We start from the raw sequence: 24,344 nt of genomic DNA on the forward strand, positions 1-24,344 counted from the left end.
CCCCGTTCAAATTTCGGGGGAAACGTCATGAGCTTTCTGGAAAAATCCTGGGCACCGGCCGCCATCTTCGGCGGGCTGATCGCCGTCGGCCTGCTGGGGGCCGGGGCCTTCATCGGCAATGGGGTGGTCAACGCCCAGGTCGGCGATCGTCAGGTCACGGTGCGGGGTCTGGCCGAGCGTGGCGTCACCGCCGACCTGGCCATCCTGTCGCTGCGCTTCACCGGCGCGGGCGAGGAGCTGACGGAGACCCAGGCCAAGATCGACGGCGATCTGGCCAGGGTGCGCGCCTTCCTGAAATCTCAAGGCTATCCCGACGATGTGGTGACCATCGGTCGTCTGGAGGTCACGGACACCAAGGCCCGCGAATATGTCTCGTCCGAGAACGCGCCCCACTACATCCTGGCCCAGACGGTGACGGTGCGGACCAATGACGTGCGGCGGGTGGCCCAGACCGAGCGGGCGCTGAACGATCTGGTCCGCGAGGGCGTGGTGCTGGACTTCACCGCCCCGACCTATGTCTTCACCAAGCTGAACGAAGTCCGGCCGGCGATGATCGCCGAGGCCACCGCATCCGCCCGCACCGGCGCCGAACAGTTCGCCAAGGACGCCAAGACGAGTCTGGGCGGCATTTCCCAGGCGACCCAGGGGTCGTTCGAGATCCTGGCCCGCGAAGACGTGGATTCCGAATCGACCTCGCTGGACAAGCGGGTGCGGGTCGTGGCGACGGTCAGCTATCGCCTGAAATAGGCGATCAGGTCGACGGCGGCGTCGGCACCGACGGCGCCTCGACCTTGGGCAGGTTGACGTCGACGTTGATGTCCTTGGTCGTGTCCGGCATGCCGCCGCGTCCGAAGACGAAGAAGGCGATGATCACCACGACGACCAGGAGGCCGCCGACGATGAAGGCCAGGCCCATGTTGCCGCCGCCCGAGGTGTTTCCGGTGTTGCCTTCAGCCATTGTGGTATCTCCCAAAGCCCTTTGAACGCTGGGCTGTGAACGGGACGGTACAGTCACGGTTCCCTGCGAGCGGGTCTCAAGACGTTCAGGCCGATGAACGCGCCGATGAACGCCGATGCGAACCGCGTCGCTGGCGTTCGCCGGTGTGCTACATATGTTCTCCCCGATTCCGCCGGCGCGTCAGCCGGCCCGAGAGCGTTGCCGACCTTGACCGATTCCGTGCCCGCCCCCCGCATCTCCGACCTGGCCCGTTCGCGCGGGCCCGGTGGCGTGGCCGAACTGCCCGACTATCTGGCCGGGCTGAATCCCGAACAGCGGCTGGCGGTCGAGACGACGGAGGGGCCGGTGCTGGTCCTGGCCGGCGCCGGCACGGGCAAAACGCGGGTGCTGACCACGCGGCTGGCGCACATCCTGGCGACGGGGAAGGCGCGGCCGTGGGAACTGCTGGTCGTCACCTTCACCAACAAGGCCGCGCGCGAGATGCGCGAGCGGATCACCCATCTGATCGGACCGTCGGCGGAGGGGTTGCGCTGGCTGGGGACGTTTCACTCCGTCGCGGCGCAGATCCTGAGGCGGCACGCCGAACTGGTCGGGCTGAAGTCCAGCTTCACCATCCTGGACACCGACGATCAGGAGCGGCTGCTGAAGCAACTGCTGGAGGCCGCCAACATCGACACCAAGCGGTGGACGCCCAAGTCGCTGAGCGGCCTGATCGACCACTGGAAGAACCGGGGCTGGACGCCGGAGAAGCTGCCGAGCACCGAGGATTTCGCCAACGGCAAGGGGCAGATCCTGTACGCCGCCTATCAGGCCCGGTTGGCCACACTGAACGCCTGCGACTTCGGCGACCTGTTGCTGCACAACTTGACAATTCTGTCGAAGCACGCTGATATCGCGGAGGAATACCGACGGCGGTTCCGCTACATTCTGGTGGACGAGTATCAGGATACCAATGTCGCCCAGTATCTGTGGCTGAGACTGCTGACGGCCTCGACCGGCAATGTGTGCTGCGTCGGCGACGACGATCAGTCGATCTATGGCTGGCGGGGGGCCGAGGTGGACAACATCCTGCGGTTCGAGCGGGATTTTCCGGGCGCGAAGATCGTCAAGCTGGAGCGCAATTACCGCTCGACCTCGCATATCCTGGGGGCGGCGTCGGGGCTGATCGCGGCCAACCGCGACCGGCTGGGCAAGACCCTGTGGACCGAGGATCAGTCGGGCGACAAGGTCAGGGTGCGCGGCGTCTGGGACGGTGAGGCCGAGAGCCGGCTGATCGCCGACGAGATCGAGACGGCGCGGCGGCCCCACGCGGGCGAACCGGGCATGAAATACAAGGACATGGCCGTCCTTGTTCGCGCGTCGTTTCAGATGCGGGCGTTCGAGGAACGGTTCGTCATGCTGGCCATCCCCTATGTTGTGATTGGCGGCCCGCGCTTCTTCGAGCGGGCCGAGATCCGGGACGCCCACGCCTATCTGCGGCTGATCCAGTCCGAGGACGACGACCTGGCCTTCGAACGGATCGTCAATGTGCCCAAGCGGGGGATCGGCGACACCTCGGTTCAGAAGATCCTGTCGGTGGCGCGCCACCGCCAGGTCTCGGCCATGACGGCGGTGCGCGACCTGATCACGTCCGACGAGCTTCAGGCCCGGACGCGCACGGCGCTGTCGACCTTCGTGCGCGACATGGACCGCTGGCGGGCGCTGGCCGCCGACACCCGCCACTGGGAGCTGACCGAGACCATCCTGGAAGAGAGCGGCTATACCGACATGCAGAAGGCCGACCGGACGACCGGTCAGGGGCGTCTGGATAACCTGAAGGAACTGACCCAGGCGATGCAGCAGTACGAGACGCTGCAGGCCTATCTGGAGCACGTCTCGCTGGTCATGGATCTGGATCGCGGGGCCGGGGATGACGCGGTGCAGATCATGACCCTGCACGGGGCCAAGGGGCTGGAGTTCCCTCTGGTCTTCCTTCCGGGCTGGGAAGAAGGGGTTTTCCCCTCCCAGCGGTCGATCGATGAGAAGGGCGAGAAGGGGCTCGAGGAGGAGCGGCGGCTTGCCTATGTGGGCGTGACGCGGGCGAAACGGGACGCGCGGATTTCGTTTGCCGCCAACCGGCTGGTCTATGGCCGCTGGACCTCGCAACTGCCCAGCCGCTTCGTCGACGAACTGCCCATCGCCAATGTGGAGGCCGAGAGCGACACTGGATACTACGGTGCCTCCACCGGGATGAAGGAGGCCAAGAGCCGCTGGGACGACGCGCCGTCGTTCGGTTCGGGCTATTCCTCACCGGGCTGGAAACGGGCCCAGTCGTTCACCGCCACCCAGACGCCGAGGGCGGCGCACGCCCGCCACACCGTCATCGAAGGCGAAGGCCGCCTGGTCGCCACCGCCGATCCCAAGGCCGGCGCCGGCTGGGCCAAGGGGGAGCGGGTTTTCCACCAGAAGTTCGGTTACGGCGCGGTGCGGGTCATCGAGGGCAACAAGCTGCTGATCGACTTCGAGAAGGCGGGGGAAAAGCGGGTCATCGATACGTTCGTGGAGAAGGCGGACACCTGAGATCGGGCTCGAGTTTGAACCGGTGCTCCTTTTAAGGAATGGTATCGCTAACCCTGCGGAGATTCCGATGGCGACGCGCCGAAATGTCCTTGCCGCGACGGCGGCCGTGCTCGTGGCGGGCCCTGCTGTCGGGGCGGTCCGGACGGGTTTCGTAACCCGCGAAGGCATGGCCCTTATGCTGGACGGGAAGCCGTACAGGTTCGTCGGATCGAACGCCTGGTATCTGGCCTGGCTGGGCGCGGATGCGGACTTCGGCGACCGGGCGCGGCTGGGGCGCGAGCTGGACGCCCTGGCGTCGGACGGCGTGACCAACCTGCGGATCGGGGCCTCGGCCGAGCTTTCGCCGCTCAGGAATTCCGTGCGTCCCGCGTTTCGTGATCAGAGCGCGAGCTACAACGAAACCCTGCTGGTGGGCCTGGACCATGCGCTGGCCGAGATCGGCAAGCGCGGCATGAAGGCGGTGCTCTACCTGACCAATTTCTGGGAGTGGTCCGGCGGGATGATGACCTATCTGTCGTGGGTCAACGGCGGGCGCTATCTGAACATGAACGACCCGGCTCATCCGTGGCCGGAGTTCCCGAACTTCATCGCCGACTTCTATCGCAGTTCCGAGGCGGTCGGCCTCTACCACGACTATGTCCGGGCGGTCGTCGGGCGGACCAACAGCGTCACCGGCGTCCGATATCGCGACGATCCGACGATCATGGCCTGGCAGCTGGCCAACGAGCCGCGGCCCGCCGGCGGCGAGGCAGAGGCCGTCGCCAACCTGCAGGCCTTCTACGGCTGGATCCAGGGCACGGCCCGCCTGATCAAGTCGATCGATCCAAACCATCTCGTCTCGACCGGCGGCGAGGGGCTGAAGGGATCTGTCGAGAAGGCCGACATTGTCATGGCCACCCAGGCCTTTGCCGAGATCGACTACACCACCGCCCACATCTGGCCCGGGAACTGGGGCTGGCTGGATCGGACCGACATGGCCGGGTCACACGACTCCGCGCGGGAAAAGACACGGGACTATGTCGCGCAGCACATCGGCTTTGCGCGTCAGTTGAACAAGCCGCTGGTGATCGAGGAGTTCGGCTATCCGCGCAACGGCGACCGGTACGAACCCGCAGTGCCGACGACGATGAGAGACAGCTTCTATGCGGACATCCACGCCGCCGTCCTGGCGGATGCGAGGATTGGCGGGCCGCTGGTCGGATCGAATTTCTGGGCCTGGAACGGCGAGGGCCGGACGCGCAATCCGGACTTCCGGTTCCAGAGCGGCGACAACGCCTGGCTGGGTGATCCGCCACATGAGCCTCAGGGCTGGTATGGGGTCTTCGATACGGACGCATCGACCCGAAGGTTGGTCACTGTCCACGCCAGGTCACTGGCCGACATGTGACGGCGACGGTCGAAGGTGGGAAGGCGACCGGGACACGGGTGATCGATCGGTTCGTGGAGGCGGCCGATCGGTAGCCCCGAATCGGCTTTCCAAGACGCCTGTTCAGGCCCACAGATCGCCAACCTATGCCCCGGGGAGCGCCTGACATGAACCGCAACATCCTGATCGCCCTGACCGCAGTGGCCGTGGCCGCCTGCACCCCGGCGGATGCGCCGAAGTCGGAGGCGTTGCAGGCGGAGGCACCGACCGCTGCCGCACTCGCGGCCGAGGCGGCGGATCAGGCAGCCTATGATGCGGCCAACACACCGCCGACCGAGCCGGTGGCGAACCTGGCCTGGCGCGCGGAACTCTGCTCGCACCTGGGTGGCGAAATCGGGGGCGACGGGTCGGAGCGGGACCGAGAGGTCCAGGCGCAGATGGAGACGATGCGGTGCGGCGACGGCCTGATCGCCGAAGGCGCGGCGCTGAAGGCCGCCAACGCTGCGGACCCCGCCGTCGTGGCGCGGATCGAGGCGGCCCTGAAGGTCGCCAGCGGCGAATAGGCCAACGCTTCCTTAAGCACGATCGCCGACCCTGCCGGACGTGACCCTCGCCCGTCCAGACCCCGTGTTCGACGAACCCGAACCACCCCTGTGGGAACAGGCGGCGGCCATCGGGGTGATCGTCATGCTGACCGGGGCCCTGATCGGGCCGGTGTTCGCGCCCTTGCAGCAGGAAACGCCGATCCTCAGGCTGATCTGGCTGCCGGTCTATGCGGTGACGCTGGGGCTATGCTGCTGGCGGGCCGAGCGGATGGTCAAGGCGTGGCCTGCGCTGCTGATCCTGGTCCTGCTGTGCCTGCATGCCTATGCGTCGAAATACTGGTCGATCGATCCGGGGGTGACGTCCAGACGGACGCTCGCATTGTTCTTTTCCAGCCTGTTCGCCATCTATCTGGGGGCGGTGTTTCGGGGGCCGCACCTGCCGCGGGTGCTGATGCTGTCGGGCCTGCTGATGGGGCTGGGCAGTCTGGTGATGGTATTCGCCTTTCCCGCCATCGGCATCCACCAGTACGACAATGCCGGCCTGTGGCGCGGGCTGTGGTACGAGAAGAACCAGATGGGCGTGGTCATGGTGGCGGGGGCCGTGGCTGCGGCGGCCTGTCTGGCGTCCGAGGATCGGAGGCGTCTGCTGCCCGCGCTGGCGCTGGTGGTGACGACGGTGCTGGTGCTGGCCACCCAGTCCAAGACGTCCCTGCTGTGCCTGCTGATCGGGGTCGGGGTGGTCGGGGCGCTGTGGGCGATGCGTCACGGCGGACCGGCCCTGACGGTGGCGGCCCTGTGGTTCGGCGTCGTTCTGACCGGTATCGTCGGCTATGTCTTCATCACGGACCCGGCCGTGGTCCTGAAGGCGCTGGGCAAGGATCCGTCCCTGACCGGACGCACCGACATCTGGGTCGCCCTGATGCGCGAGGTGGGCGAACGGCCCTGGACCGGATTCGGCTATCAGGCCTTCTGGGGGCGGGAGTCGATTCCGGCCGCCTTCATTCGTGCGGAAACCCAGTGGCCTGTGCCGTCGGCGCACAACGGATGGATCGACCTGCTGATCCAGCTGGGTTGGCCGGGGGCGTTCTCGGTCGGGTTCGCGGTGATGCTGGCGTTTCTGACGTCGCTGTTCCGCATTCCGGTCGCCGGTGCGCGAGAGGGCTATTTCGGCATCGCCTATTTCGCGGTCTTCCTCTTGCTCAGCCTGTCCGAAAGCGTGCTGCTGACCAACGCCAACCTGCCCTGGGCGCTGTTGCTGGCCATCATGACGCGGGGGCTGCTGGCGGATCCCGAGGTTATGCGGGCACCGCTCGTGACAGGTCGCCTTGCCCACGGTCGCGGCGCGGCCTACCTGACGCGATCCCGAATCGCAGCACACTCTCCGCATGGTCGCCGCCCCCTCCCTGTTCGATGACATCCCCGAGCCCGAGCCGAAGAAGGCCGAGGTCGCGCCGGAGTTGAAGCCGCAGGCTGCTGCGCCGGTGTCAGCGCCCGCAGTTGCGCCCGCCGCAGCCGCCTCTCCGCCCCCGGTCCCCGGCGGCTATTCGGCGTCGTCGATCGAGGTGCTGGAGGGGCTGGAGCCCGTCCGCAAACGCCCCGGCATGTATATCGGCGGCACCGACGAGCGGGCGCTGCATCACCTGTTCGCCGAGGTTCTCGACAACGCCATGGACGAGGCGGTGGCCCGCCATGCCAAGCTGATCACCGTCGACCTCGACGCCGACGGCTTCCTGTCGGTGAAGGATGACGGGCGGGGCATCCCGGTCGATCCGCACCCCAAACACCCGGGCAAGTCGGCGCTGGAAGTCGTCATGACCGTGCTGCACTCGGGCGGGAAATTCTCGGGCAAGGCCTATGAGACCTCGGGCGGCCTGCATGGCGTCGGGGTGTCGGTGGTCAACGCCCTGTCGGACGTGCTGGACGTCACCGTCTGGCGCGACGGGTTCGAGTGGAAGCAGTCGTTCAGCCGGGGCATCCCGCAAGGCTCGATCGTCCAGGTCCAGCCGTCCAAGAAGCGCGGCACCCTGATCCGCTTCCATCCCGACCACGAGATTTTCGGCGTCGGCGCGGCGTTCAAGCCGGCGCGGCTTTTCCGCATGACCCGGTCCAAGGCCTATCTGTTCCGAGGGGTCGAGATCCGCTGGACCTGTGCGCCCGAGCGGATCACCGACGCGACGCCCGCCACCGCCACCTTCCACTTCCCCAACGGCCTGGCCGACGCCCTGGCCGAGCGGATCGGCGAGATGGAGACGGTCACGCCCGCCTTCTCCGGCCGGGTCGAGCGCAAGGGCGAGGCGGGGGCGGTCGAGTGGGCCGTGACCTGGTCCCCGATCGGGTTCGGCGAGGCGGACGGCTTCGTGCAGTCCTATTGCAACACCGTCTCGACGCCCGACGGCGGCACGCACGAGGCCGGGTTCCGTGCCGCCCTGGTCAAGGGGCTGAAAGCTTACGGCGAACTGACCAACGAGAAGCGCGCGGTCCAGATTACCGCCGAGGACGTCATCGCCAACGCCGGTGCCCTGATTTCCGTCTTCATCCGCAATCCCGAGTTCCAGGGCCAGACCAAGGACCGGCTGTCCTCGCCCGAGGGGCAACGGCTGGTCGAGGCCCTGCTGCGCGACCCCCTGGACCACTGGCTGACCGAGAGCCCGAAACAGGCCAACACCCTGCTGGGTTTCGTCATCGACCGGGCCGAGGATCGGCTGCGGCGGCGCAAGGACAAGGAGGTCCAGCGGGCCGCCGCGACGCGGAAACTGCGCCTGCCCGGCAAGCTGTCGGACTGTTCGCGTCAGTCGGCCAACGGCACCGAACTATTCATCGTCGAAGGCGATTCGGCCGGTGGCTCGGCCAAACAGGCGCGCGACCGCACGACCCAGGCCATCCTGCCGCTGCGCGGCAAGATCCTGAACGTCGCCTCGGCGACCGCCGACAAGCTGAGGGCCAATATCGAGCTGTCGGACCTGACCCTGGCGCTCGGCGTCACGCCGGGGCCGCGTTTCGACATCGACCAGCTGCGTTATGAGCGGATCGTCATCATGACCGACGCCGACGTGGACGGGGCCCATATCGCGGCGCTGCTGATCACCTTCTTCTATCGCTCCATGCCCGAGGTGATCCGTCAGGGTCGGCTGTTCATGGCCCTGCCGCCGCTCTATCGCCTGTCGAGCGGGCCGCTGTCGGACTATGCCCGCGACGAGGCGCACCGCGAGGAGCTGATGGCCACCACCTTCAAGGGCAAGAAGGTCGAACTGGGCCGGTTCAAGGGCCTGGGCGAGATGATGGCCTCCCAGCTCAAGGAGACCACCATGGACCCCAAGAAGCGCACCCTGGCCCGTGTCACCCTGCCTGAGAGCGAGGACGACATCGAGGATCTGGTCGAACGACTGATGGGCAAGAAAGCCGACGCCCGCTTCCGCTTCATCCAGGACAACGCCCAGTTCGCGGTTGCCGATCTGGACGTGTGAAGTTACGCCTGATCCCGTAACTCGGGAGTCGGCGATGCGGTTTTCGGCCATTTGCATTGTGGCGCTTGCCCTGATCGGGACGGCGGGATCGATTTCCACACCGTCTCGGGCGCAGGCGTCGCGCGACGCGACCCCCATGCCCGTACCGATCGAGGAATGGTCGCAGGCCAAGGTCATCGCCATGGGCCAGGAAATCTTTCGCCAGGACACGGCTTCGTGGGTCGCCACCGATGCCCTGGTGGCGGCACTGGGACAGGCCGGGATCGGCGAAGTCCGTGGCTGGGTCGTCATTCCAGACGGCCAGAACCAGAGGGTTCGCTTCTTCAAGCCCGCAGCCAACGGCGTGCAGGCCGGCTGGGACGTGCTGGTCACTGACGGTCGGGCCGGAGCGGTGGTCCCCGCCGCTGACGGCACTTTGAGCGACGAGGAAACGGCGCGCTGGAACGCGCGGCTGACGGCGGCGGCCAACATCGGCGCCCTGCGCTGCTCGGAGAGGCTGAATGCGGTCGTCATGCGCGATCCCGACAGTGACGGCTGGCTGGCCTGGCTGCTGACCTCGACGACCGACGCCAATATCATTCCGATGGGAGGCCATTACCGTTTCAGGATCAGTGCCGACGGCAGAACCGTGCTGCGCCGGGACCAGTTGACCAACACATGCCTGAACCTGCCGAAGAACCAGGTACCGCGAGGGGCTCAGTCGGTCGGGCTGGTCGTCAGTCAGATCGTGTCGGCGGGACCCGTCGAGACCCACGTCTTTCTGTCGTTGCAGAACCGGATCCCGATCTATGTCAGCGCAGGCGACAAGATGTTCGCTGTCGAGGGTGCCAGCATCCGCGACGCCAGCGCCGCGCTGCGTCGATGACCAAGGTCACGCGTCGCGGAATGGGTCTGGGCGCTGTGGGCCTGGTTGCCGCAGCGCCCGGGCTGGTCATGGCCCAGGAATCGGCGGCGGAGCCGGTCGTGTCGTCTGGCTTCATCTACGACGACGCCCCCTATCCCGAGGCCCATGCCTCGACGATCGTGCAGACGACCGATGGGGCTCTGGCCGCCGCCTGGTTCGGCGGGACCAAGGAGCGCAATCCCGACGTGGAGATCTGGTTCGCGCGGCGTGAAGACGGGCGGTGGGCGACGCCCGCCGGCGTGGCCACCGGCCTTCAGGCCGACGGATCGCGGCATCCGACCTGGAACCCGGTGCTGTTCCAGCCGCCAGGCGGTGACCTCAACCTGTTCTACAAGGTCGGGCCGACGCCGCAGGACTGGTGGGGCATGGTGATGACGTCAGCGGATGGCGGACGCAGCTGGTCGGCACCGCGTCGGCTGCCGGACGGGATCCTCGGGCCGATCAAGAACAAGCCGGTCGTTCTGGCGGACGGGTCATGGCTGTCGCCCTCCAGCGTGGAGCTGGCCGAAGGCGTCGGGGCCGGTGCCGGGGCGGGCTGGAGTCTGCATTTCGAACGCAGCGAGGATCGCGGCCGGAGCTGGACCCGGACCGACCCGGTCCCCTCGCCGCTCAACATCGACGCGATCCAGCCCAGCCTGCTGGTCCATGCGGACGGGGTGTTGCAGGCCGTGGCGCGGACTCGGCAGGGTGCGCTGGCCTCGACCTGGTCGCGGGACGGCGGACGGACCTGGTCGGGTCTGGGGGCGATCGACCTGCCCAATCCGAACTCGGGCACGGACGCCCTGACCCTGGCCGACGGGCGGCACCTGTTGATCTACAACCATTCGGCCCATGCGGCGCAGACGCCGGGCAAGGGACCCCGCTATCCGCTGAGGCTGGCGGTGTCGGAGGACGGGGTGCGTTGGCGGCCGTCGCTGGTGCTGGCCACCGAGCCCCTGCCCAGCGGCTATGCCTATCCGGCGATCATTCAGGCGGCGGACGGGATGATCCATGCGACCTGGACCCATGATCGGCGCAGGATCACCCATGCGATGATCGACCCCCGCCGCCTGGCCTAACCGGCGGCCACGGGCTCGGGTGGAACAAGTCCCGCCAGCTTGCGGCTGAGTTCGCGGCGCAGGAACAACAGGGCAATCAGGCAGTGGATCACCACCGCCGTCGCCGAGAGCCACCAGATATGCTCCAGCCGGGCCCAGGGCTGGGCCGAGAGCCAGATGGCCGGGCCCGCGAACAGAAAGAGGCGCGAGACGCTGCCGTACAGCGCCGGTCGGGTATCGCCCAGGGCCTGAAAGGTGCCCGAGGCGATGAAGATCAGACCGGTGCCCAGGAAGTTCAGTGAGATGATACGCAGGAAGCCCGCGCCGACGTCAATCACCGCCTGATCCGGGGCGAAGACGCGGATCAGGGCCTCCGGCCAGATCTGGCAGACCAGGGTCAGGACCAGCATCAGCCCGCAGGAGATCACCGCCGCGTCCCGCACCGTGCGCCGGACGCGATCCGCCCGCCCCGCTCCGAAATTCTGGCCCGCCACCGGCGCGACGGCGAATGAGATCGCCATGGCGGGAAGGAAGATGGCCTGCATGACCCGTGATCCGACGCCGTAACCGGCCTGGGCCTCGGGGCCGAAATGGCGGATCACGCCATAGATGACGGCCGTGGTGATGAACATCAGCAGGAACTCCGCCGCCGACGGCAGTCCGATGCCGATGACGCGCCGCCACTGCGCGAAGTCGGGGCGCGGAAGAGGAATGGCTTTCGCAAAGATCGTCTGGACGCGCGGGAACAGCAGCAGGGTGGCCACCATCCCGACCGCCGCCGAGATCGAACTGGCCAGACCGGCCCCGAAGACGCCGAACGCATGACCGGTACCCCAGCCGGCGACCAGCACCGGCGCGAGAACCACGTTCAGAATCACCGTGCCCGCCTGGATCAGCATGGCGGGGCGGACGACGCCCGCCGCCCGGAGCGCCGAGGCCATGATCCCGGTCGGAAACATCAGGGCGACCGCCGGCAGGAAGCCAAGCAGATAGACGACGCCCGCTTCCAGCGTGCCCTCGTCGGCGGCCAGCAATGTCAGGGCCGGGCGAGAGAACAGATAGCCGAGTACCAGACTGGCGACCGCCAGAATGAGTGACAGCAGCATGGCCTGACCATAGACGGCGCGGGCCTGGTCCAGGTCCCGCGCACCGATCGAGCGCGCGATCAGCGACAGGCCCCCGACCCCGACCATCTGGGACGCCGCCATGGCCAGGAAGAAGACATTGCCGGCCAGACCGACACCGGCGATCGCCTCCGGGCCCTGACTGGCGACGAAATAGAGGTCGACGAGAAAATACAGGGTCTGGAAGATCAAGCCGATGCCGATGAAGGCGGCCATGCCCAGCAGGCGTCCGGCAATCGATCCCTGGGTCAGGTCTTGCTGCATGATGGTGTCCCCCGCGCGGTCGTTAGCACGGGTCGCGAGGACAGGATGTCACACCCCGGTCACGCCCGCGGGCCAATCCGGCGATCGGCCGGCAGTCATCGCGACGCTTCGCCACGCCACGGCCTTGCGGGAATAATCTGTCGTAAAATCAGAGACTTCAGCGGACTGTAACACGCCTTGACCAATCGGCCCCTCGACGATAGGTTCCGCGCGAAATTCAGACCCGTTCCGGCTCGCCGGGACACCGGGCAAACACAACCCATGGCCACTCCTCAGGAATCGCGCGAAGAGGCGATCAAACGCCTCTCCGCCAGCGCATCCTCGCTGGAGGCGCGGACCACCAACCCCGTTTCGCATGAAGCGGCGGGTCAGGCGGCGGCGGGTCAGGCCTGGCGGATCATCGCCGACCTGTTCGGTGGGGTGTTCGTCGGCCTGGCGTTGGGGGCGATCGTGGACCGGTTTTTCGAGACCGGGCCGTGGGGTTTGATCGGCGGCGTCCTTCTGGGCTTCGCCGTTTCGGTATTTATGGCCTGGTCGACGGCGCAACGCCTGATGGCCCAGGCAAGAGCAACGGGAGTGGAGCCGAAGTCGGTTCCCTTCGACGAAGACGAAGAAGACTAAGGGGCCCATGGCTGATCCGCTGCACCAGTTTAAGATCGAACCCCTGATCGATTTCGGGACGGTTACCCTGCCCGTCGTCGGCGAGCAGCAGATCGCCTTCACCAACTCGCACCTGGCCATGACCATCGCGTTCGGCCTGGTGATCCTGTTCCTGCAACTGGTGACCGCCAAGGCCACGGTCGTGCCGGGCCGGATGCAGTCGGCGGGCGAGACCCTGTTCGGCATGATCGACGGGATCGTCGATTCCATCATCGGTCACGAGGGGCGCAAGCTGTTCCCCTTCGTGTTCACCGTCTTCACCTTCATCCTGGCCATGAACTTCATCGGCCTGTTCCTGACCTTCACGGCGACGTCGCAGATCGCGGTCACCGCCACTTTCGGCGTGATCACCATCCTGCTGGTGCTGGCCATCGGCTTCGCCAAGCACGGCCTGGGCTTCTTCAAGCTGTTCGTGCCGTCGGGCGTGCCGATCTTCGTGCTGCCCTTCGTGGTCATCATCGAGTTCGTGTCCTTCCTGCTGCGCCCCATCACCCTGACGCTTCGTCTGTTCGGCAACATGATGGGCGGCCACGTCGCGCTGAAGGTGTTCGCCGGCTTCGTCGTCATCGGCGTCACGGGCGCCGTGGGCTGGCTGGGCCTGCCGATCGCCCTGCTGTCCATGGGCATGACCGTCGGCCTGACCGCGCTGGAGTTCCTGGTGGCCTTCCTCCAGGCCTTCGTCTTCGCCGTTCTGACCTGCATCTATCTGAATGATGTGGTCAACCTGGGCCACGGGCACTAAAGCCCCACCTCAGTTTTCGTCCCTAACCAACCAACCCCAGACTAGGACTTAAGATTATGGAAGCAGAAGCCGCCAAGCTCATCGGCGCTGGCCTCGCAATGACCGGCATGATCGGCGCCGGCATCGGCGTCGGCAACATCTTCGGCTCGTTCCTGACGGGTGCCCTGCGCAACCCGTCGGCCGCCGGCTCGCAAATCGGCAACCTGTTCGTCGGCGCCGCCCTGGCTGAAGCCCTGGGCATCCTGTCGTTCGTTCTGGGTATCCTGATCTACTCGGCCTAAGGCCGCCTTTGCGGACAGGCTCAGGCCCGGATGATCCGGGCCTGAGCCTTTTCGATTGATTTGCAAGACAGACGAAGCATGGCCACGCACACACCCGACCTCGGTTCCGCCGCGACCCACGACGCTGACGCGACGCATGGGGACGTGGTCGAGACCACGCACGCCTCAACCGAGGCCGCGCACGAGTCCGGCGGCTTGCCTCAGTTCGAATTCCAGCACTGGTTCGGCCAGATCGTCTATCTGGTTGTCCTGTTCGCCATTCTCTACTGGCTGATCGCCAAGGTCTTTGCCCCGCGCATGCGCCGGGTGTTCGACGAGCGCGCCTCGACCATCTCCACCGCCGTCGCCACCGCACGTCAGGTCCAGGCCGAAGCCGCCTCCCAGGCCGAGATCGCCAAGGCCGAGGTCGCCGAGGCCCGTGCCTCGTCGCGCGCCACCGCCGCCGCCGCCAAGGCCCGGGTGACTGAGGAAGCCAACCGTCGCGCCGCCGAGGAAGAAGCCGTCGTCAACGCCCGGATCGCCGAGGCGGAACTGGCCATCGGCAAGACCCGCGACGCCGCCATGACCAATGTCTCGGCGATCGCCACCGACACCGCCGCCGCCATGGTCGAGCGCCTGACCGGCAAGGCCGCCACGGCCGCCGAAGTCGCCGCCGCCGTCAAGGAAGCTGCCTGATATGCCCGCGTTTCTGACCGCACATTTCTATAACTTTGCCGAGGCCGAGCTGTGGGTCGGCGTCGGCCTGCTGATCTTCATCGGCATCTGCATCTTCGTGGGCGTGCCCAAGCTGGTTGCCGGCGCCCTCGACGCCAAGGCCGCCAAGATCCAGTCCGAACTGGACGAGGCCACGCGCCTGCGCACCGAAGCCGAGGCCCTGCTGGCCACGATCCGCGCCGAGAAGGCCGAGGCCGAGGCCCAGGCTGCTGAAATGCTTCGCGCCGCCGAGGCCGATGCCCGCGTCATGGAAGCCGACGCCAAGGTCAAGCTGGAGGAAACCCTGGCCCGCCGTCAGGCCCTGGCCGAGCGTCGCATCGCCCAGGCCGAGGCCCAGGCCATGACCGAGGTCAAGCAGGCCGCCGCCGACTTGGCCGCCCGCGCCGCCGAACAGATCCTGACCGCCCGCGTTTCGGGCCAGAAGAGCGATCCGCTGCTCGACGCCGCGATCGGCCAGATTGCCGGTCGCCTGAACTAGATCCGTTCGACTCCGAACCGATCAGGCCCCGCCGGCGACGGCGGGGCCTTTTTGATTCAGTGCGCCGGAACGCCGTCCATCAGCTTGGCCGCCCGCTTCTCGCGCTCGACCAGGTTGCCGTAGACCGAGCCCATCACGAAGCCGAAGATGACGTTCGAGACCAGCAGCCAGGCGATGGTGATGCCCAGGGTGCCGCCGCTGAACACCCCCGGATCGCCGAACATCAGCAGACCGACGATCAGGACGCAGAAGGCCCCGACCGCAAAGGCGATCCCCTTGGTGGCCGGCAGGTCGGTGGGCAGGCGCGGGCATACGATCCCGTAAAGCGCGCCCAGCACCACCGTGCCGGTGACGACGTGGGCGATCCAGCCGACGACGTGATTGCCTTCCATGCCCATCATGAATGCCAGCATGTCCGGGTAGGGCGTGACCCAGGGACCGGCCATCATATTGATCGCCTCGAGGATCGAGACCACCACGGTGGCCGCAAAACCCGCGACCACACCCTTTTGTACGCGTGACATCATAACGACAGCGCCTCCCAACGCATTTGTCTGTTCCGATAACGCAGAAGGGAGTCTACGCCTCTGAGATCAGGGCGCCATTCGGCCACAATCACGAACGCGTGCTTCGCAGATGCGATGCCGCAGCGCCGTGGAGAGCGAGATCAGGCCTTGTGGAAGGTGCGGCGCCAGACGCGGCGCAGGGTCTTGCGGAACCGACCCAGAGGGCCCCGACGACGACGCAGCACCATCTTCTCGGCCCTCAGAGCCTGTTGCCAGAAGACCGGCGCAATCTCGGGGTTCTTCCGCAGCAGACGGCGGAACGGATAGACGTAGCGAGGACGAGCGTACTGGGCGCGGATGAACTGGCGCTTGGCCCAGTAAGAGCTGCGCAGCACCAGAACCAGACCGACAGCGATGACCGGCACGCCGCCGGGGCCCGGCAGGGGCGCAATCAAGATACCCAGAATGATCACCAGCACCCCGCCGACCAGCATCGCGCTGCGGCGCAGGGCGCGCAGCGGATCCCGCGGGCGGGACGTGAAGCCAGAAAGGGCAGGCGCGAAGGTCACGGGCGATCCAAGTGGAGGTCAGTCAGTTCTGGACAACGTCGCCGGAGTTCTCCGGGTCCACGATCGGCGGCGAAAACCACGACCGTGACGACCTTGCCACACAGGTGTTTACATTCTGCTTCGGTGGCTGAACCGAGGCTGAACGGTGAAGGTTTTGTAAGGCGGGATCGGACGCGCCGATCGGTGGCCAATGGGCCACAGGCAGCGGACCTATCCGAAGGTCAGTCCGGTGAACTGCTCTGACACCGTCCAGAGCCTTGCGGCGACGCCGGTATCCAGTGCCTGCGGGCTGATCCGGGCCGGACCGGGCGGTCCTTTCAGGTCCTGCCAGCCCTGGGGGCCATAGTAGCCGCCGGGCGTCACATTCGGCTGGGTCGCCGCCATCAGGATCGGCAGGGCCCCTGCGGCCGCATCATGGCTGACCAGGGGCTCGATCAGGGGCCGGAACAGCCGCCTCAACCCTTCCAGGGCAAGCCCGCTGTCGACCATGGGTCCGTTTGCGATCAGGTCGGTGCGGGCATAGCCGGGATGAGCCGCCACACTGGTCAGGCCCCAGCCTTGGGCATCGCTGCGCCGTTGCAGTTCGATGGCGAACATCAGCATGGCCAGTTTCGACTGCTGATAGACGGGCCAGGGCTTGTAGCCGGCCGCGTAGTTCAAGTCGTCGAGACGGATCGCGCCGCCCTTGTGGGCGATGCTGGCCAGCTGGACCACCCTCGCCTGCCCGGACCTGAGCAAGGGCAGAAGCCGCGCCGTCAGGGCGAAATGGGACAGGTAGTTGGTACCGAACTGCATCTCGAACCCGTCCGCCGTGGTCTGGCGCTTCGGCAGGGCCATGACGCCGGCGTTGTTGACCAGGATGTCGATCGGCCTTCCCTCGCCTAGCATCTCGTCGGCGAATTCCTTGACGGAGGCCAGACTGGCCAGATCGACCTGTTCGAACCAGACCTTGGCAGCCGGATGACGATCCCGGATCAGGGCGGCGGCATCCCTGCCCTTGGCCGGATTGCGGCCTACAAGCACGACCTCGGCACCTGCACCGGCGAGCCCCAGCGCCGTCTCCAGCCCCAGCCCGCCGGTCGCCCCGGTGACGACGGCCAGCTTGCCGGAGAGGTCGGGGATGTCGCGAACGGTGAAGGTGGCCATGCCGTCGATGTTGGCATGCCCTGCCCTCACCGCAAGACGTCACTCCGCCGCGATATTGGTCCCTTGCGGCGCGGTCCAGCGCAGGACCGGCGAGCGGGCGGCGCGGGTCTCGTCCAGGCGTTTCAGCGGCGCATGGAAGGGGGCGCCCTTGAAGCGGTCGACGTCGCCGGCCTTGGCGGCCTGGGCCAGCAGGCGCATGGCGTGGATGAAGCGATCCAGCTCCTGCTTCGACTCGGTTTCCGTGGGCTCGATCAGCATGGCCCCGTGGACGACCAGAGGGAAATACATGGTCATCGGGTGGAAGCCCTCGTCGATCATCGCCTTGGCGAAGTCGAGGGTGGTGATGTCCGTGCCCTTCAGCCATTCGTCGTCGAACAGGGCCTCGTGCATGCAGGGGCCGTCGGGGAAGGCCGGACTCATCAGATCACCGAGCCGGGCCTTGATGTAATTGGCGTTCAGGACGGCGTCTTCGGCGACCTGGCGCAGGCCATCCGAGCCGTGGCTCATCATGTAGCTGAGCGCGCGGGTGTACATTCCCATCTGGCCCTGGAAGGCGCAGAGGCGCCCGAAGGCCTGGGCCGCATCGCCCTCCTCCCGTTCGATCAGGCTGTAGCCGTTGTCGCCGTGGACGACCCAGGGGGCCGGGGCGAAGGGGGCGAGCGCCGCCGACAGGACGACTGGACCCGCGCCCGGACCGCCGCCGCCGTGGGGCGTCGAGAAGGTCTTGTGCAGGTTGATGTGCATGGCATCGACGCCGAGGTCGCCGGGGCGGACCCGGCCGACGATGGCGTTGAAGTTGGCCCCGTCGCAGTAGAAATATGCGCCCGCTTCGTGCGTCAGGCGGCTGATCTCCAGGATGTCGCGCTCGAACAGGCCGCAGGTGTTGGGGTTGGTCACCATGATGGCGGCGACATCGTCACCCAGCTTGGACGCAAGGTCAGCCACATCGACGCGGCCGTCATCGGTCTGGGCGACCTCCACGACCGTATAGCCGACGAAGGCGGCGGTCGCGGGGTTAGTGCCGTGGGCTGAGGTCGGCACGAGCACCTTGCGGCGCCTGACGTGTTCGCCGGATGCTTCGTGCGCCGCGCGGATGGCCATCAGGCCACAGAGTTCGCCGTGGGCCCCGGCCTTGGGCGACAGGGCGACGGCCGGCATTCCGGTCAGGGTCTTGAGCCAATGCGACAGTGTATCCATCAGCTCCAGTGCACCCTGGACCGTCGAGATCGGCTGGAGCGGATGGATGTCGGAGAAACCCGGCAGACGCGCCATCTTCTCGTTCAGACGCGGATTGTGCTTCATCGTGCACGAGCCCAGCGGATAGATGGCCAGGTCGATGGCGTGGTTCTTTTGGCTGAGCCGGACGTAGTGGCGCATCGTCTCGGGCTCGGACAGGCCCGGCAGGCCGATCGGATCGCGGCGGACCAGATCGCCGAGATCGGAGCCATCTGTCGTGGGTTCCGGCAGATCGACGCCGGTCTTGCCCCAGCCGTCGCTCTCGAAGATCAGATGCTCGTCCTGCAACAGGCCACGCGCACCGGTCAGGGTCGCGGGCTTGGCGGTCACGGCGTTCGGGGCGGTCGGGCGGCCGACAGTGTTCATGGTGCTCATGGTCAGGCTCCCAGGACCTTGGTCAGCGATTTGGCGAGGATCTGGATGTCGACATCCATCGTCGTTTCGGTGGCGGCGACCAGCAGGACGTCGTCCATACCGGCGTCGGGCGCGAGGCGGCTGTAGGGGACACCCGCCAGCACGTGGTGGTCGGCCAGGGTCGAAACCACCTCGGCCGCGTTCTTCGGCAGACGGACCGCGAACTCGTTGAAGAAGCGCGGGGTCAGGATCTCGACGCCGGGGATGGCGGCGAGCGCATCACGCGTGGCCAAGGCCTTTTCGTGGTTCAGCAGGGCCAGTTTCCTCAGGCCCGTCTCGCCCAGCAGGCTCATGTGGATGGTGAAGGCCAGAGTACAGAGACCCGAGTTCGTACAGATGTTCGACGTCGCCTTGTCGCGCCGGATATGCTGTTCGCGGGTCGACAGGGTCAGGACGAAGCCGCGCTCGCCGTCGGCATCGACGGTCTCGCCGGTCAGGCGGCCCGGCATCTGGCGGACGAGTTTGTCGCGCGTGGCGAACAGGCCGACGTAGGGGCCGCCGTAGTTCAAGGCGTTACCGATCGACTGTCCCTCGGCGGCGACGATGTCGGCCCCCATCTCGCCCGGCGATTTCAGCAGGCCCATCGACACGGCCTCGGTGACCACGACGATCAGCAGGGCCCCGGCGGCGTGGGCGGCCTCGGCGATCTTCGTGACGTCGGTGGCGGTGCCGAAGACGTTGGGGGTCTGGACGACGACGCAGGCCGTGTCCTTGTCGATGGCGTCGATGACGGCGGCCTCGGCGTCGATGGCTGCGGTCAGGGCCTGGGTCTCGACGCCGACCGCGTGGACCACGGTCTCGGTCGCGCGAACGTAGTGGGGATGGACCCCGCCCGAGATGATCGCCTTGTTCCGGCGCGTCACCCGCGTCGCCATCAGCACGCCCTCGGCCATGGCCGTCGAACCGTCATAGAGCGAGGCGTTGGCGACCGGCATTCCGGTCAGGTTCGCGACCTGGGTCTGGAACTCGTACAGGTACTGCAGGGTGCCCTGGGCGATCTCCGGTTGGTACGGCGTATAGCTGGTGAGGAACTCCGAGCGCTGGATCACGTGGTCCACCGTCGCCGGGACGTGGTGCTTGTAGGCGCCGGCCCCGCAGAAGAAGGGCACGGAGCCCGCCGCGACGTTGCGCCCCGCCATCTTGGACAGGGCCCGCTCGACCTCCATCTCACCCGCCACGCGCGGCAGATCGACGAAGCCGTCGCGCTGCGCCGGGCCGGGCACGTCCACGAACAGGTCGTCGATGGACTTCACGCCAATGGCGGACAGCATCGCCGTGCGGTCGTCGGGGGTCAGGGGGAGGTAGCGCATATTCTTTTCCGCTCATCCCGGCGAAAGCCGGGACCCAGTGCTTTGGGCGATGTTTTTCGCCGGGGAGGACGAACCGCTGATCCCAGACCTCTCGCGTGAAAGGACTGGGTCCCGGCTTTCGCCGGGATGAGCGGGGATTTTTAAAGCGTGGTCAGGTATTCGTCGTAGGCGGCCTGATCCATCAGGGCGTCGAGCGCCGAGGCGTCGGAAACCTTGATCCTGGCGAACCAGCCTTCACCGACCGGATCGGCGTTGACGGTCTCGGGGGCCGTGCCCAGGGCGTCGTTGGCCTCGACCACCTCGCCGGAGACGGGGGCGTAGACGTCGGAGGCTGCCTTGACGCTTTCGACGACGGCAAAGCTGTCGCCCTTGGAGACGGTCTTGCCGACTTCGGGCACCTCGACGAACACCACGTCACCGAGCGCCTCGGCAGCGTGTTTGGAGATACCGACGGTGGCGATGTCGCCGTCCAGGCTGACCCACTCGTGATCCTTGGTGAACTTCATGGCTGATCTCTAGGCTTTGGGTTTGCGGTGATAGCGGGTGGCGACAAAGGGCATGGCGACGACTTCTGCGGCGGCGGCCTTGCCGCGCACGATGACCTTCAGGTCTGTGCCCAGGTCGGCGTATTTCGGCGGGACATAACCCATGGCGATATTGCGGCCGAGCGTCGGCGAGGGACCGCCCGAGGTGACCTTGCCGATGACGTTTCCGTCCGCATCGGCGATCTCGGCGCCTTCGCGGGCGGGGGCACCTTCCTTGACGCTGAGGGCGACGCGGACGCGCGACGGACCTTCGGCCAGTTCCTTCAGGATGCGATCGGCACCGTTGAAGCTGGCGGCTTCCTTGCGGGATTTCGACAGGGCGAAGGTCAGGGCTCCCTCAACCGGCGAGGTCGTCGGGTCGATGTCGTGGCCATGCAACGGCAGGCCGGCCTCAAGCCTCAGACTGTCGCGGGCACCCAAGCCGATCGGCTTGACGCGGGCGTCTTGCAGGATGGTGTTCCAGATGCGTTCGGCGTCGGCGTTCGGCACGGAAATCTCGTAGCCGTCCTCGCCGGTGTAGCCCGAGCGGGAGACGTAGCAGTCGACGCCGAACAGCATCAGCCGCGCAGAGTCCATGAAGGCCATCTCGGCCAGCACCGGCTCATGGGCGACCATGACCTCGGCCGCTTCGGGGCCCTGGATGGCGATCAGGCTGCGGTCGGCGAGCACCGTCAGGGTGGCGGTGCCCGAGAGGTTCGCGGACCAGAAGGCGAAATCCTCGTCCTTGTTGCCGGCGTTGACGACGACGAACAGGCCGTCGTGGTCGGGCTTTCCGGCCATCAGGTCGTCGATGATGCCGCCGCTCTCGTTCAACAGCAGGGAGTATTTCTGCTTGCCCGCCTTCAGGATCGCATAGTCGCCCGGTACGAACCGTTCGAACTGGCTGATGGCGTCCGCGCCGGTGATCTTGCACTGGCCCATGTGGCTGACGTCGAAAAGACCGGCGTGTTCGCGGGTCCAGCGGTGTTCGGCCAGGACGCCTTCATACTGGACCGGCATGTCATAGCCGCCGAACCCGACCATGCGGGCTCCGAGCGCGCGATGCGCGGCATTGAGCGGCGTGGTCTTCAGGATTTCGTCGGTCATGGTATCCGGCCTTTCAGAGTCGCGTATTGAGGCGGAAAGCTCCGCCGTCCTCGCGCCCCCGCTGTCTGTGAAGCCTGAGAGATTCCGCCCGTCCCGGCTCGGCCGAGGCCGTCCGGGATGACAAGCTTGCTCCGTCGGCGCGATCCGAAGATCGACTTTCCAGCGTCCGAATGTTCTCGCGGTCCGTTTGCCTGAGCGTTTCCGGGGCGGTTGCGCCTTCGGCTCCGGCGGCTGTCGTAAGCCGCCGATCTCTCCCGCGAGAGCGAAGTGACGTAGGCCTCGACTCACGCGGCAAGTCAAGCTTGGGCGAAGGAACAATGGCCGGAGAGCGGGATTAAGCGAGCATCCCACCCTCCAGATTCAAGAGAAGCCTATGTCCATCCTCGATAAAATTCTCGGCAAGGACGAAACGCCGCGCGACACGCCTGCCAAGCCCGACATGGCCATGGGCAAGGTGCTGGACACCCTGGCCGGACTGGGCGGCAAGCCGATCGAGACCCTGACGGCGCAGGAGGCGCGGCTGCAGCCGACACCCACCGATGCGGTGAAGAAGATTCTGCGCGAGGCGGTCAAGGACGAGAACCCGTCAATGGGCATCCAGACGCGCGACATCACCATCGACGGCGCGGCCGGCCCTCTCCAGGCCCGCGTCTACAGCCCCGATCCCGACAGCGACGACCTGAAGCCACTGGTCGTCTATTTCCACGGCGGCGGTTTCGTGATCGCCGACCTCGACGTCTACGACGGCGGGCCGCGCGGGGTGTCACGGTTTGCCGACGTGGTGGTGCTGTCGGTCCACTATCGCCAGGCCCCGGAGAACAAGTTCCCGGCGGCACATGAGGACGCTGTCGCGGCCTGGAAATGGGCGGTTGCCAATGCCCAGTCGATCGGTGGTGACCCTCGTCGGATCGCGGTGATGGGTGAAAGCGCGGGCGGCAACCTGGCCATCAATGTCTCGATTGCGGCGCGCGATCAGGGGCTGCAGGCACCCATGCATCAGGTTCTGGTCTATCCGCTGGTCGGCACCGACCTCGACAACGAAAGCTATCGCGAGAACGCCACGGCCAAGCCGCTGAACAAGCCGATGATCGAATGGTTCGTGAAACAGACCTTCGCCGACCTGTCCGATCTGATCGATCCGCGCGTCAATGTCGTCGGCAATGCCGACCTGCGCGGTCTGCCGTCGTCCACGGTCATCACGGCCGAGATCGACCCACTGCGGACCGAGGGCGAGAAGCTGGCCGAACTGCTGGAAGCGGCCGGTGTCGATACCCGGTCCAAGACCTTCAACGGTTCGACGCACGAGTTCTTCGGCATGGGGCTGGTGGTGCCGGACGCGGCGGTGGCCCAGCAGTTCGCGGCGCATGAGCTGAAGCGGGCGTTCGGCACGGCCATCCTGCCGATCTGACGGCGATCAGAGGGCGGCGTAGGCCTCGACCTCGTCGATGTACGCCGCCTTCTCTGCCGAGGTCAGGAACGCGCCCTCGAAACTGTTGCGCGCGAGCAGGGTGACTTGCTCGCGCGTTAGGCCGACGGCCTGGGCCAGCTGGCGGTAGTTCTCGTTCACATAGCCGCCGAAATAGGCCGGGTCGTCCGAGTTGATCGTGATGTGCAGACCCTGACGCAGCATCTCCGGAACCGGGTGGTCCTTCAGATCATCGACGACGCAGAGCTTGTGGTTCGACAGGGGGCAGACGGTCAGGGTCATCCCCGATTTCGCCAACCGCTCGACCAGGGCCGGATCCTCCATCGAGCGATTGCCGTGGTCCATCCTGTCGATCTTCAACAGGTCGAGCGCCTCCCAGACATAGGCGGGCGGCCCCTCCTCGCCCGCATGGGCGACGCGCTTCAGCCCCATGGAGCCGGCGGCGGCGAAGACCTTTTGGAACTTGGACGGTGGGTGGCCGACCTCGGACGAATCCAGCCCGACACCCCGGATACGGTCCAGCCACGGTTCTGCGCGCCGCAGAGTGGTGAAGGCCGCGTCCTCGTCGAGGTGACGCAGGAAGCACAGGATCAGCTGCGAACTGACGCCCAGCTCCGTCTCGGCCGCCTTCATGCCGGACAGCAGGCCGTCGGCGACGACCTGGAACGGGATGCCGCGGTCGGTGTGGGTCTGGGGGTCGAAGAAAATCTCGGCGTGGCGCACGGCGTCGGCGGCCGCCCGCTGGAAATAGGCAAAGGCCAGGTCGTGGAAATCCTGCTCGGTCAGCAGGACGTTGGCCCCGGCGTAGTAGATGTCGAGGAAGTCCTGGAGGTTCGAGAAATCATAGGCGGCGCGCACCGCCTCGACGCTGTCGAACGGGATCGAGACCTTGTTGCGCTCGGCCAGGGCGAACATCAGCTCGGGCTCGAGTGAGCCCTCGATGTGGAGGTGCAGTTCGGCCTTGGGCAGGCCGGCGATGAAGGCGTCGAGGGACATGGCAGCTCCGAATT

At 66.7% G+C, this 24,344-nt stretch carries 24 protein-coding genes and 2 riboswitches; of the genes, 14 read left to right on the forward strand and 10 right to left on the reverse strand.

All coding sequences use genetic code 11. The features are described from left to right. Window positions 1-27: 27 nt before the first annotated feature. Window positions 28-747 (forward strand): SIMPL domain-containing protein, encoded by a 720-nt coding sequence (locus tag O5K39_RS15300; protein WP_271144465.1) that lies wholly within the window; start codon window positions 28-30, stop codon window positions 745-747. A 4-nt stretch (window positions 748-751) separates the two neighbouring features. On the opposite strand, the gene O5K39_RS15305 is transcribed toward O5K39_RS15300, so the two are convergent. Beyond that, window positions 752-958: a hypothetical protein gene (locus tag O5K39_RS15305; protein ID WP_271144466.1), complete on the reverse strand. Its 207-nt coding sequence runs from the start codon at window positions 956-958 to the stop codon at window positions 752-754. A 207-nt stretch (window positions 959-1,165) separates the two neighbouring features. Between O5K39_RS15305 and O5K39_RS15310 the strand changes: the two genes are divergently transcribed. From O5K39_RS15310 to O5K39_RS15340, 7 genes are all read left to right on the forward strand, one after another. Further along, on the forward strand, window positions 1,166-3,517 hold the full coding sequence (locus tag O5K39_RS15310) for a UvrD-helicase domain-containing protein (RefSeq protein WP_271144467.1): 2,352 nt from the start codon (window positions 1,166-1,168) through the stop codon (window positions 3,515-3,517). 67 nt (window positions 3,518-3,584) lie between these two features. After that, window positions 3,585-4,904: a cellulase family glycosylhydrolase gene (locus O5K39_RS15315; RefSeq protein ID WP_271144468.1), complete on the forward strand. Its 1,320-nt coding sequence runs from the start codon at window positions 3,585-3,587 to the stop codon at window positions 4,902-4,904. A gap of 146 nt (window positions 4,905-5,050) precedes the next feature. Further along, window positions 5,051-5,446, forward strand: coding sequence for a hypothetical protein (locus tag O5K39_RS15320; protein WP_271144469.1), 396 nt, complete (start codon window positions 5,051-5,053; stop codon window positions 5,444-5,446). A gap of 40 nt (window positions 5,447-5,486) precedes the next feature. Continuing rightward, a complete protein-coding gene (locus tag O5K39_RS15325) occupies window positions 5,487-6,842 on the forward strand; it encodes an O-antigen ligase family protein (protein ID WP_271144470.1) in 1,356 nt (451 codons plus the stop codon). Further along, entirely contained in the window at window positions 6,814-8,892 is a 2,079-nt protein-coding gene (locus tag O5K39_RS15330) for a DNA topoisomerase IV subunit B (RefSeq protein ID WP_271144471.1), read from the forward strand. Before O5K39_RS15325 ends, O5K39_RS15330 begins: the two co-directional genes overlap by 29 nt. A gap of 136 nt (window positions 8,893-9,028) precedes the next feature. Further along, complete coding sequence (locus O5K39_RS15335) at window positions 9,029-9,757, forward strand: hypothetical protein (protein ID WP_271144472.1); 729 nt, start codon at window positions 9,029-9,031, stop codon at window positions 9,755-9,757. After that, on the forward strand, window positions 9,754-10,854 hold the full coding sequence (locus O5K39_RS15340) for a sialidase family protein (RefSeq protein ID WP_271144473.1): 1,101 nt from the start codon (window positions 9,754-9,756) through the stop codon (window positions 10,852-10,854). Before O5K39_RS15335 ends, O5K39_RS15340 begins: the two co-directional genes overlap by 4 nt. Here the strand turns inward: O5K39_RS15340 and O5K39_RS15345 are convergent. After that, window positions 10,851-12,221, reverse strand: a complete 1,371-nt coding sequence (locus O5K39_RS15345) for an MATE family efflux transporter (protein WP_271144474.1) — start codon at window positions 12,219-12,221, stop codon at window positions 10,851-10,853. The two genes, O5K39_RS15340 and O5K39_RS15345, sit on opposite strands and share 4 nt — an antisense overlap. A 261-nt stretch (window positions 12,222-12,482) precedes the next feature. Here O5K39_RS15345 and O5K39_RS15350 point away from each other — a divergent pair, with 261 nt between their 5' ends. The 5 genes from O5K39_RS15350 (at window position 12,483) to O5K39_RS15370 (ending at window position 15,096) form a co-directional block, all read left to right on the forward strand. Continuing rightward, a complete protein-coding gene (locus O5K39_RS15350; protein ID WP_271144475.1) occupies window positions 12,483-12,842 on the forward strand; it encodes an AtpZ/AtpI family protein in 360 nt (119 codons plus the stop codon). A 7-nt stretch (window positions 12,843-12,849) separates the two neighbouring features. Continuing rightward, window positions 12,850-13,623, forward strand: coding sequence for a F0F1 ATP synthase subunit A (locus O5K39_RS15355; RefSeq protein ID WP_271144476.1), 774 nt, complete (start codon window positions 12,850-12,852; stop codon window positions 13,621-13,623). Window positions 13,624-13,679: 56 nt separating this feature from the next. Beyond that, entirely contained in the window at window positions 13,680-13,904 is a 225-nt protein-coding gene (locus tag O5K39_RS15360) for a F0F1 ATP synthase subunit C (RefSeq protein ID WP_269516148.1), read from the forward strand. A gap of 78 nt (window positions 13,905-13,982) precedes the next feature. Continuing rightward, window positions 13,983-14,579, forward strand: coding sequence for a hypothetical protein (locus O5K39_RS15365; protein WP_271144477.1), 597 nt, complete (start codon window positions 13,983-13,985; stop codon window positions 14,577-14,579). Window position 14,580: 1 nt separating this feature from the next. Next, on the forward strand, window positions 14,581-15,096 hold the full coding sequence (locus tag O5K39_RS15370) for a F0F1 ATP synthase subunit B (protein ID WP_271144478.1): 516 nt from the start codon (window positions 14,581-14,583) through the stop codon (window positions 15,094-15,096). A 56-nt stretch (window positions 15,097-15,152) separates the two neighbouring features. Here O5K39_RS15370 and O5K39_RS15375 read toward each other — a convergent pair whose 3' ends face one another. The 7 genes from O5K39_RS15375 to gcvT form a co-directional block, all read right to left on the reverse strand. After that, window positions 15,153-15,620: a DUF6789 family protein gene (locus O5K39_RS15375; RefSeq protein ID WP_271144479.1), complete on the reverse strand. Its 468-nt coding sequence runs from the start codon at window positions 15,618-15,620 to the stop codon at window positions 15,153-15,155. Window positions 15,621-15,763: 143 nt separating this feature from the next. Continuing rightward, window positions 15,764-16,171, reverse strand: a complete 408-nt coding sequence (locus O5K39_RS15380) for a PGPGW domain-containing protein (RefSeq protein WP_271144480.1) — start codon at window positions 16,169-16,171, stop codon at window positions 15,764-15,766. A 210-nt stretch (window positions 16,172-16,381) separates the two neighbouring features. After that, a complete protein-coding gene (locus O5K39_RS15385) occupies window positions 16,382-17,347 on the reverse strand; it encodes an SDR family oxidoreductase (protein WP_271144481.1) in 966 nt (321 codons plus the stop codon). Window positions 17,348-17,356: 9 nt separating this feature from the next. Beyond that, window positions 17,357-18,919, reverse strand: coding sequence for an aminomethyl-transferring glycine dehydrogenase subunit GcvPB (gene gcvPB, locus O5K39_RS15390; protein WP_271147173.1), 1,563 nt, complete (start codon window positions 18,917-18,919; stop codon window positions 17,357-17,359). An 11-nt stretch (window positions 18,920-18,930) separates the two neighbouring features. After that, complete coding sequence (gene gcvPA / locus O5K39_RS15395) at window positions 18,931-20,277, reverse strand: aminomethyl-transferring glycine dehydrogenase subunit GcvPA (protein WP_271144482.1); 1,347 nt, start codon at window positions 20,275-20,277, stop codon at window positions 18,931-18,933. Window positions 20,278-20,417: 140 nt separating this feature from the next. Further along, on the reverse strand, window positions 20,418-20,783 hold the full coding sequence (gene gcvH / locus O5K39_RS15400; RefSeq protein WP_271144483.1) for a glycine cleavage system protein GcvH: 366 nt from the start codon (window positions 20,781-20,783) through the stop codon (window positions 20,418-20,420). Between the two features lie 9 nt (window positions 20,784-20,792). Then, window positions 20,793-21,908, reverse strand: a complete 1,116-nt coding sequence (gene gcvT / locus O5K39_RS15405; protein WP_271144484.1) for a glycine cleavage system aminomethyltransferase GcvT — start codon at window positions 21,906-21,908, stop codon at window positions 20,793-20,795. A gap of 59 nt (window positions 21,909-21,967) precedes the next feature. Next, a riboswitch (glycine riboswitch) is annotated at window positions 21,968-22,073 on the reverse strand. A 4-nt stretch (window positions 22,074-22,077) separates the two neighbouring features. Next, a riboswitch (glycine riboswitch) is annotated at window positions 22,078-22,175 on the reverse strand. A gap of 106 nt (window positions 22,176-22,281) precedes the next feature. On the opposite strand from gcvT, the gene O5K39_RS15410 reads away from it, so the two are divergent. Beyond that, window positions 22,282-23,316, forward strand: coding sequence for an alpha/beta hydrolase (locus O5K39_RS15410; protein WP_271144485.1), 1,035 nt, complete (start codon window positions 22,282-22,284; stop codon window positions 23,314-23,316). A gap of 6 nt (window positions 23,317-23,322) precedes the next feature. Here the strand turns inward: O5K39_RS15410 and O5K39_RS15415 are convergent, their stop codons facing one another. Beyond that, window positions 23,323-24,330 (reverse strand): adenosine deaminase, encoded by a 1,008-nt coding sequence (locus O5K39_RS15415; protein ID WP_271144486.1) that lies wholly within the window; start codon window positions 24,328-24,330, stop codon window positions 23,323-23,325. Window positions 24,331-24,344: the final 14 nt, after the last annotated feature.

It is taken from the genome of Brevundimonas sp. NIBR10 (genome assembly GCF_027912515.1).
GTDB lineage: Bacteria > Pseudomonadota > Alphaproteobacteria > Caulobacterales > Caulobacteraceae > Brevundimonas.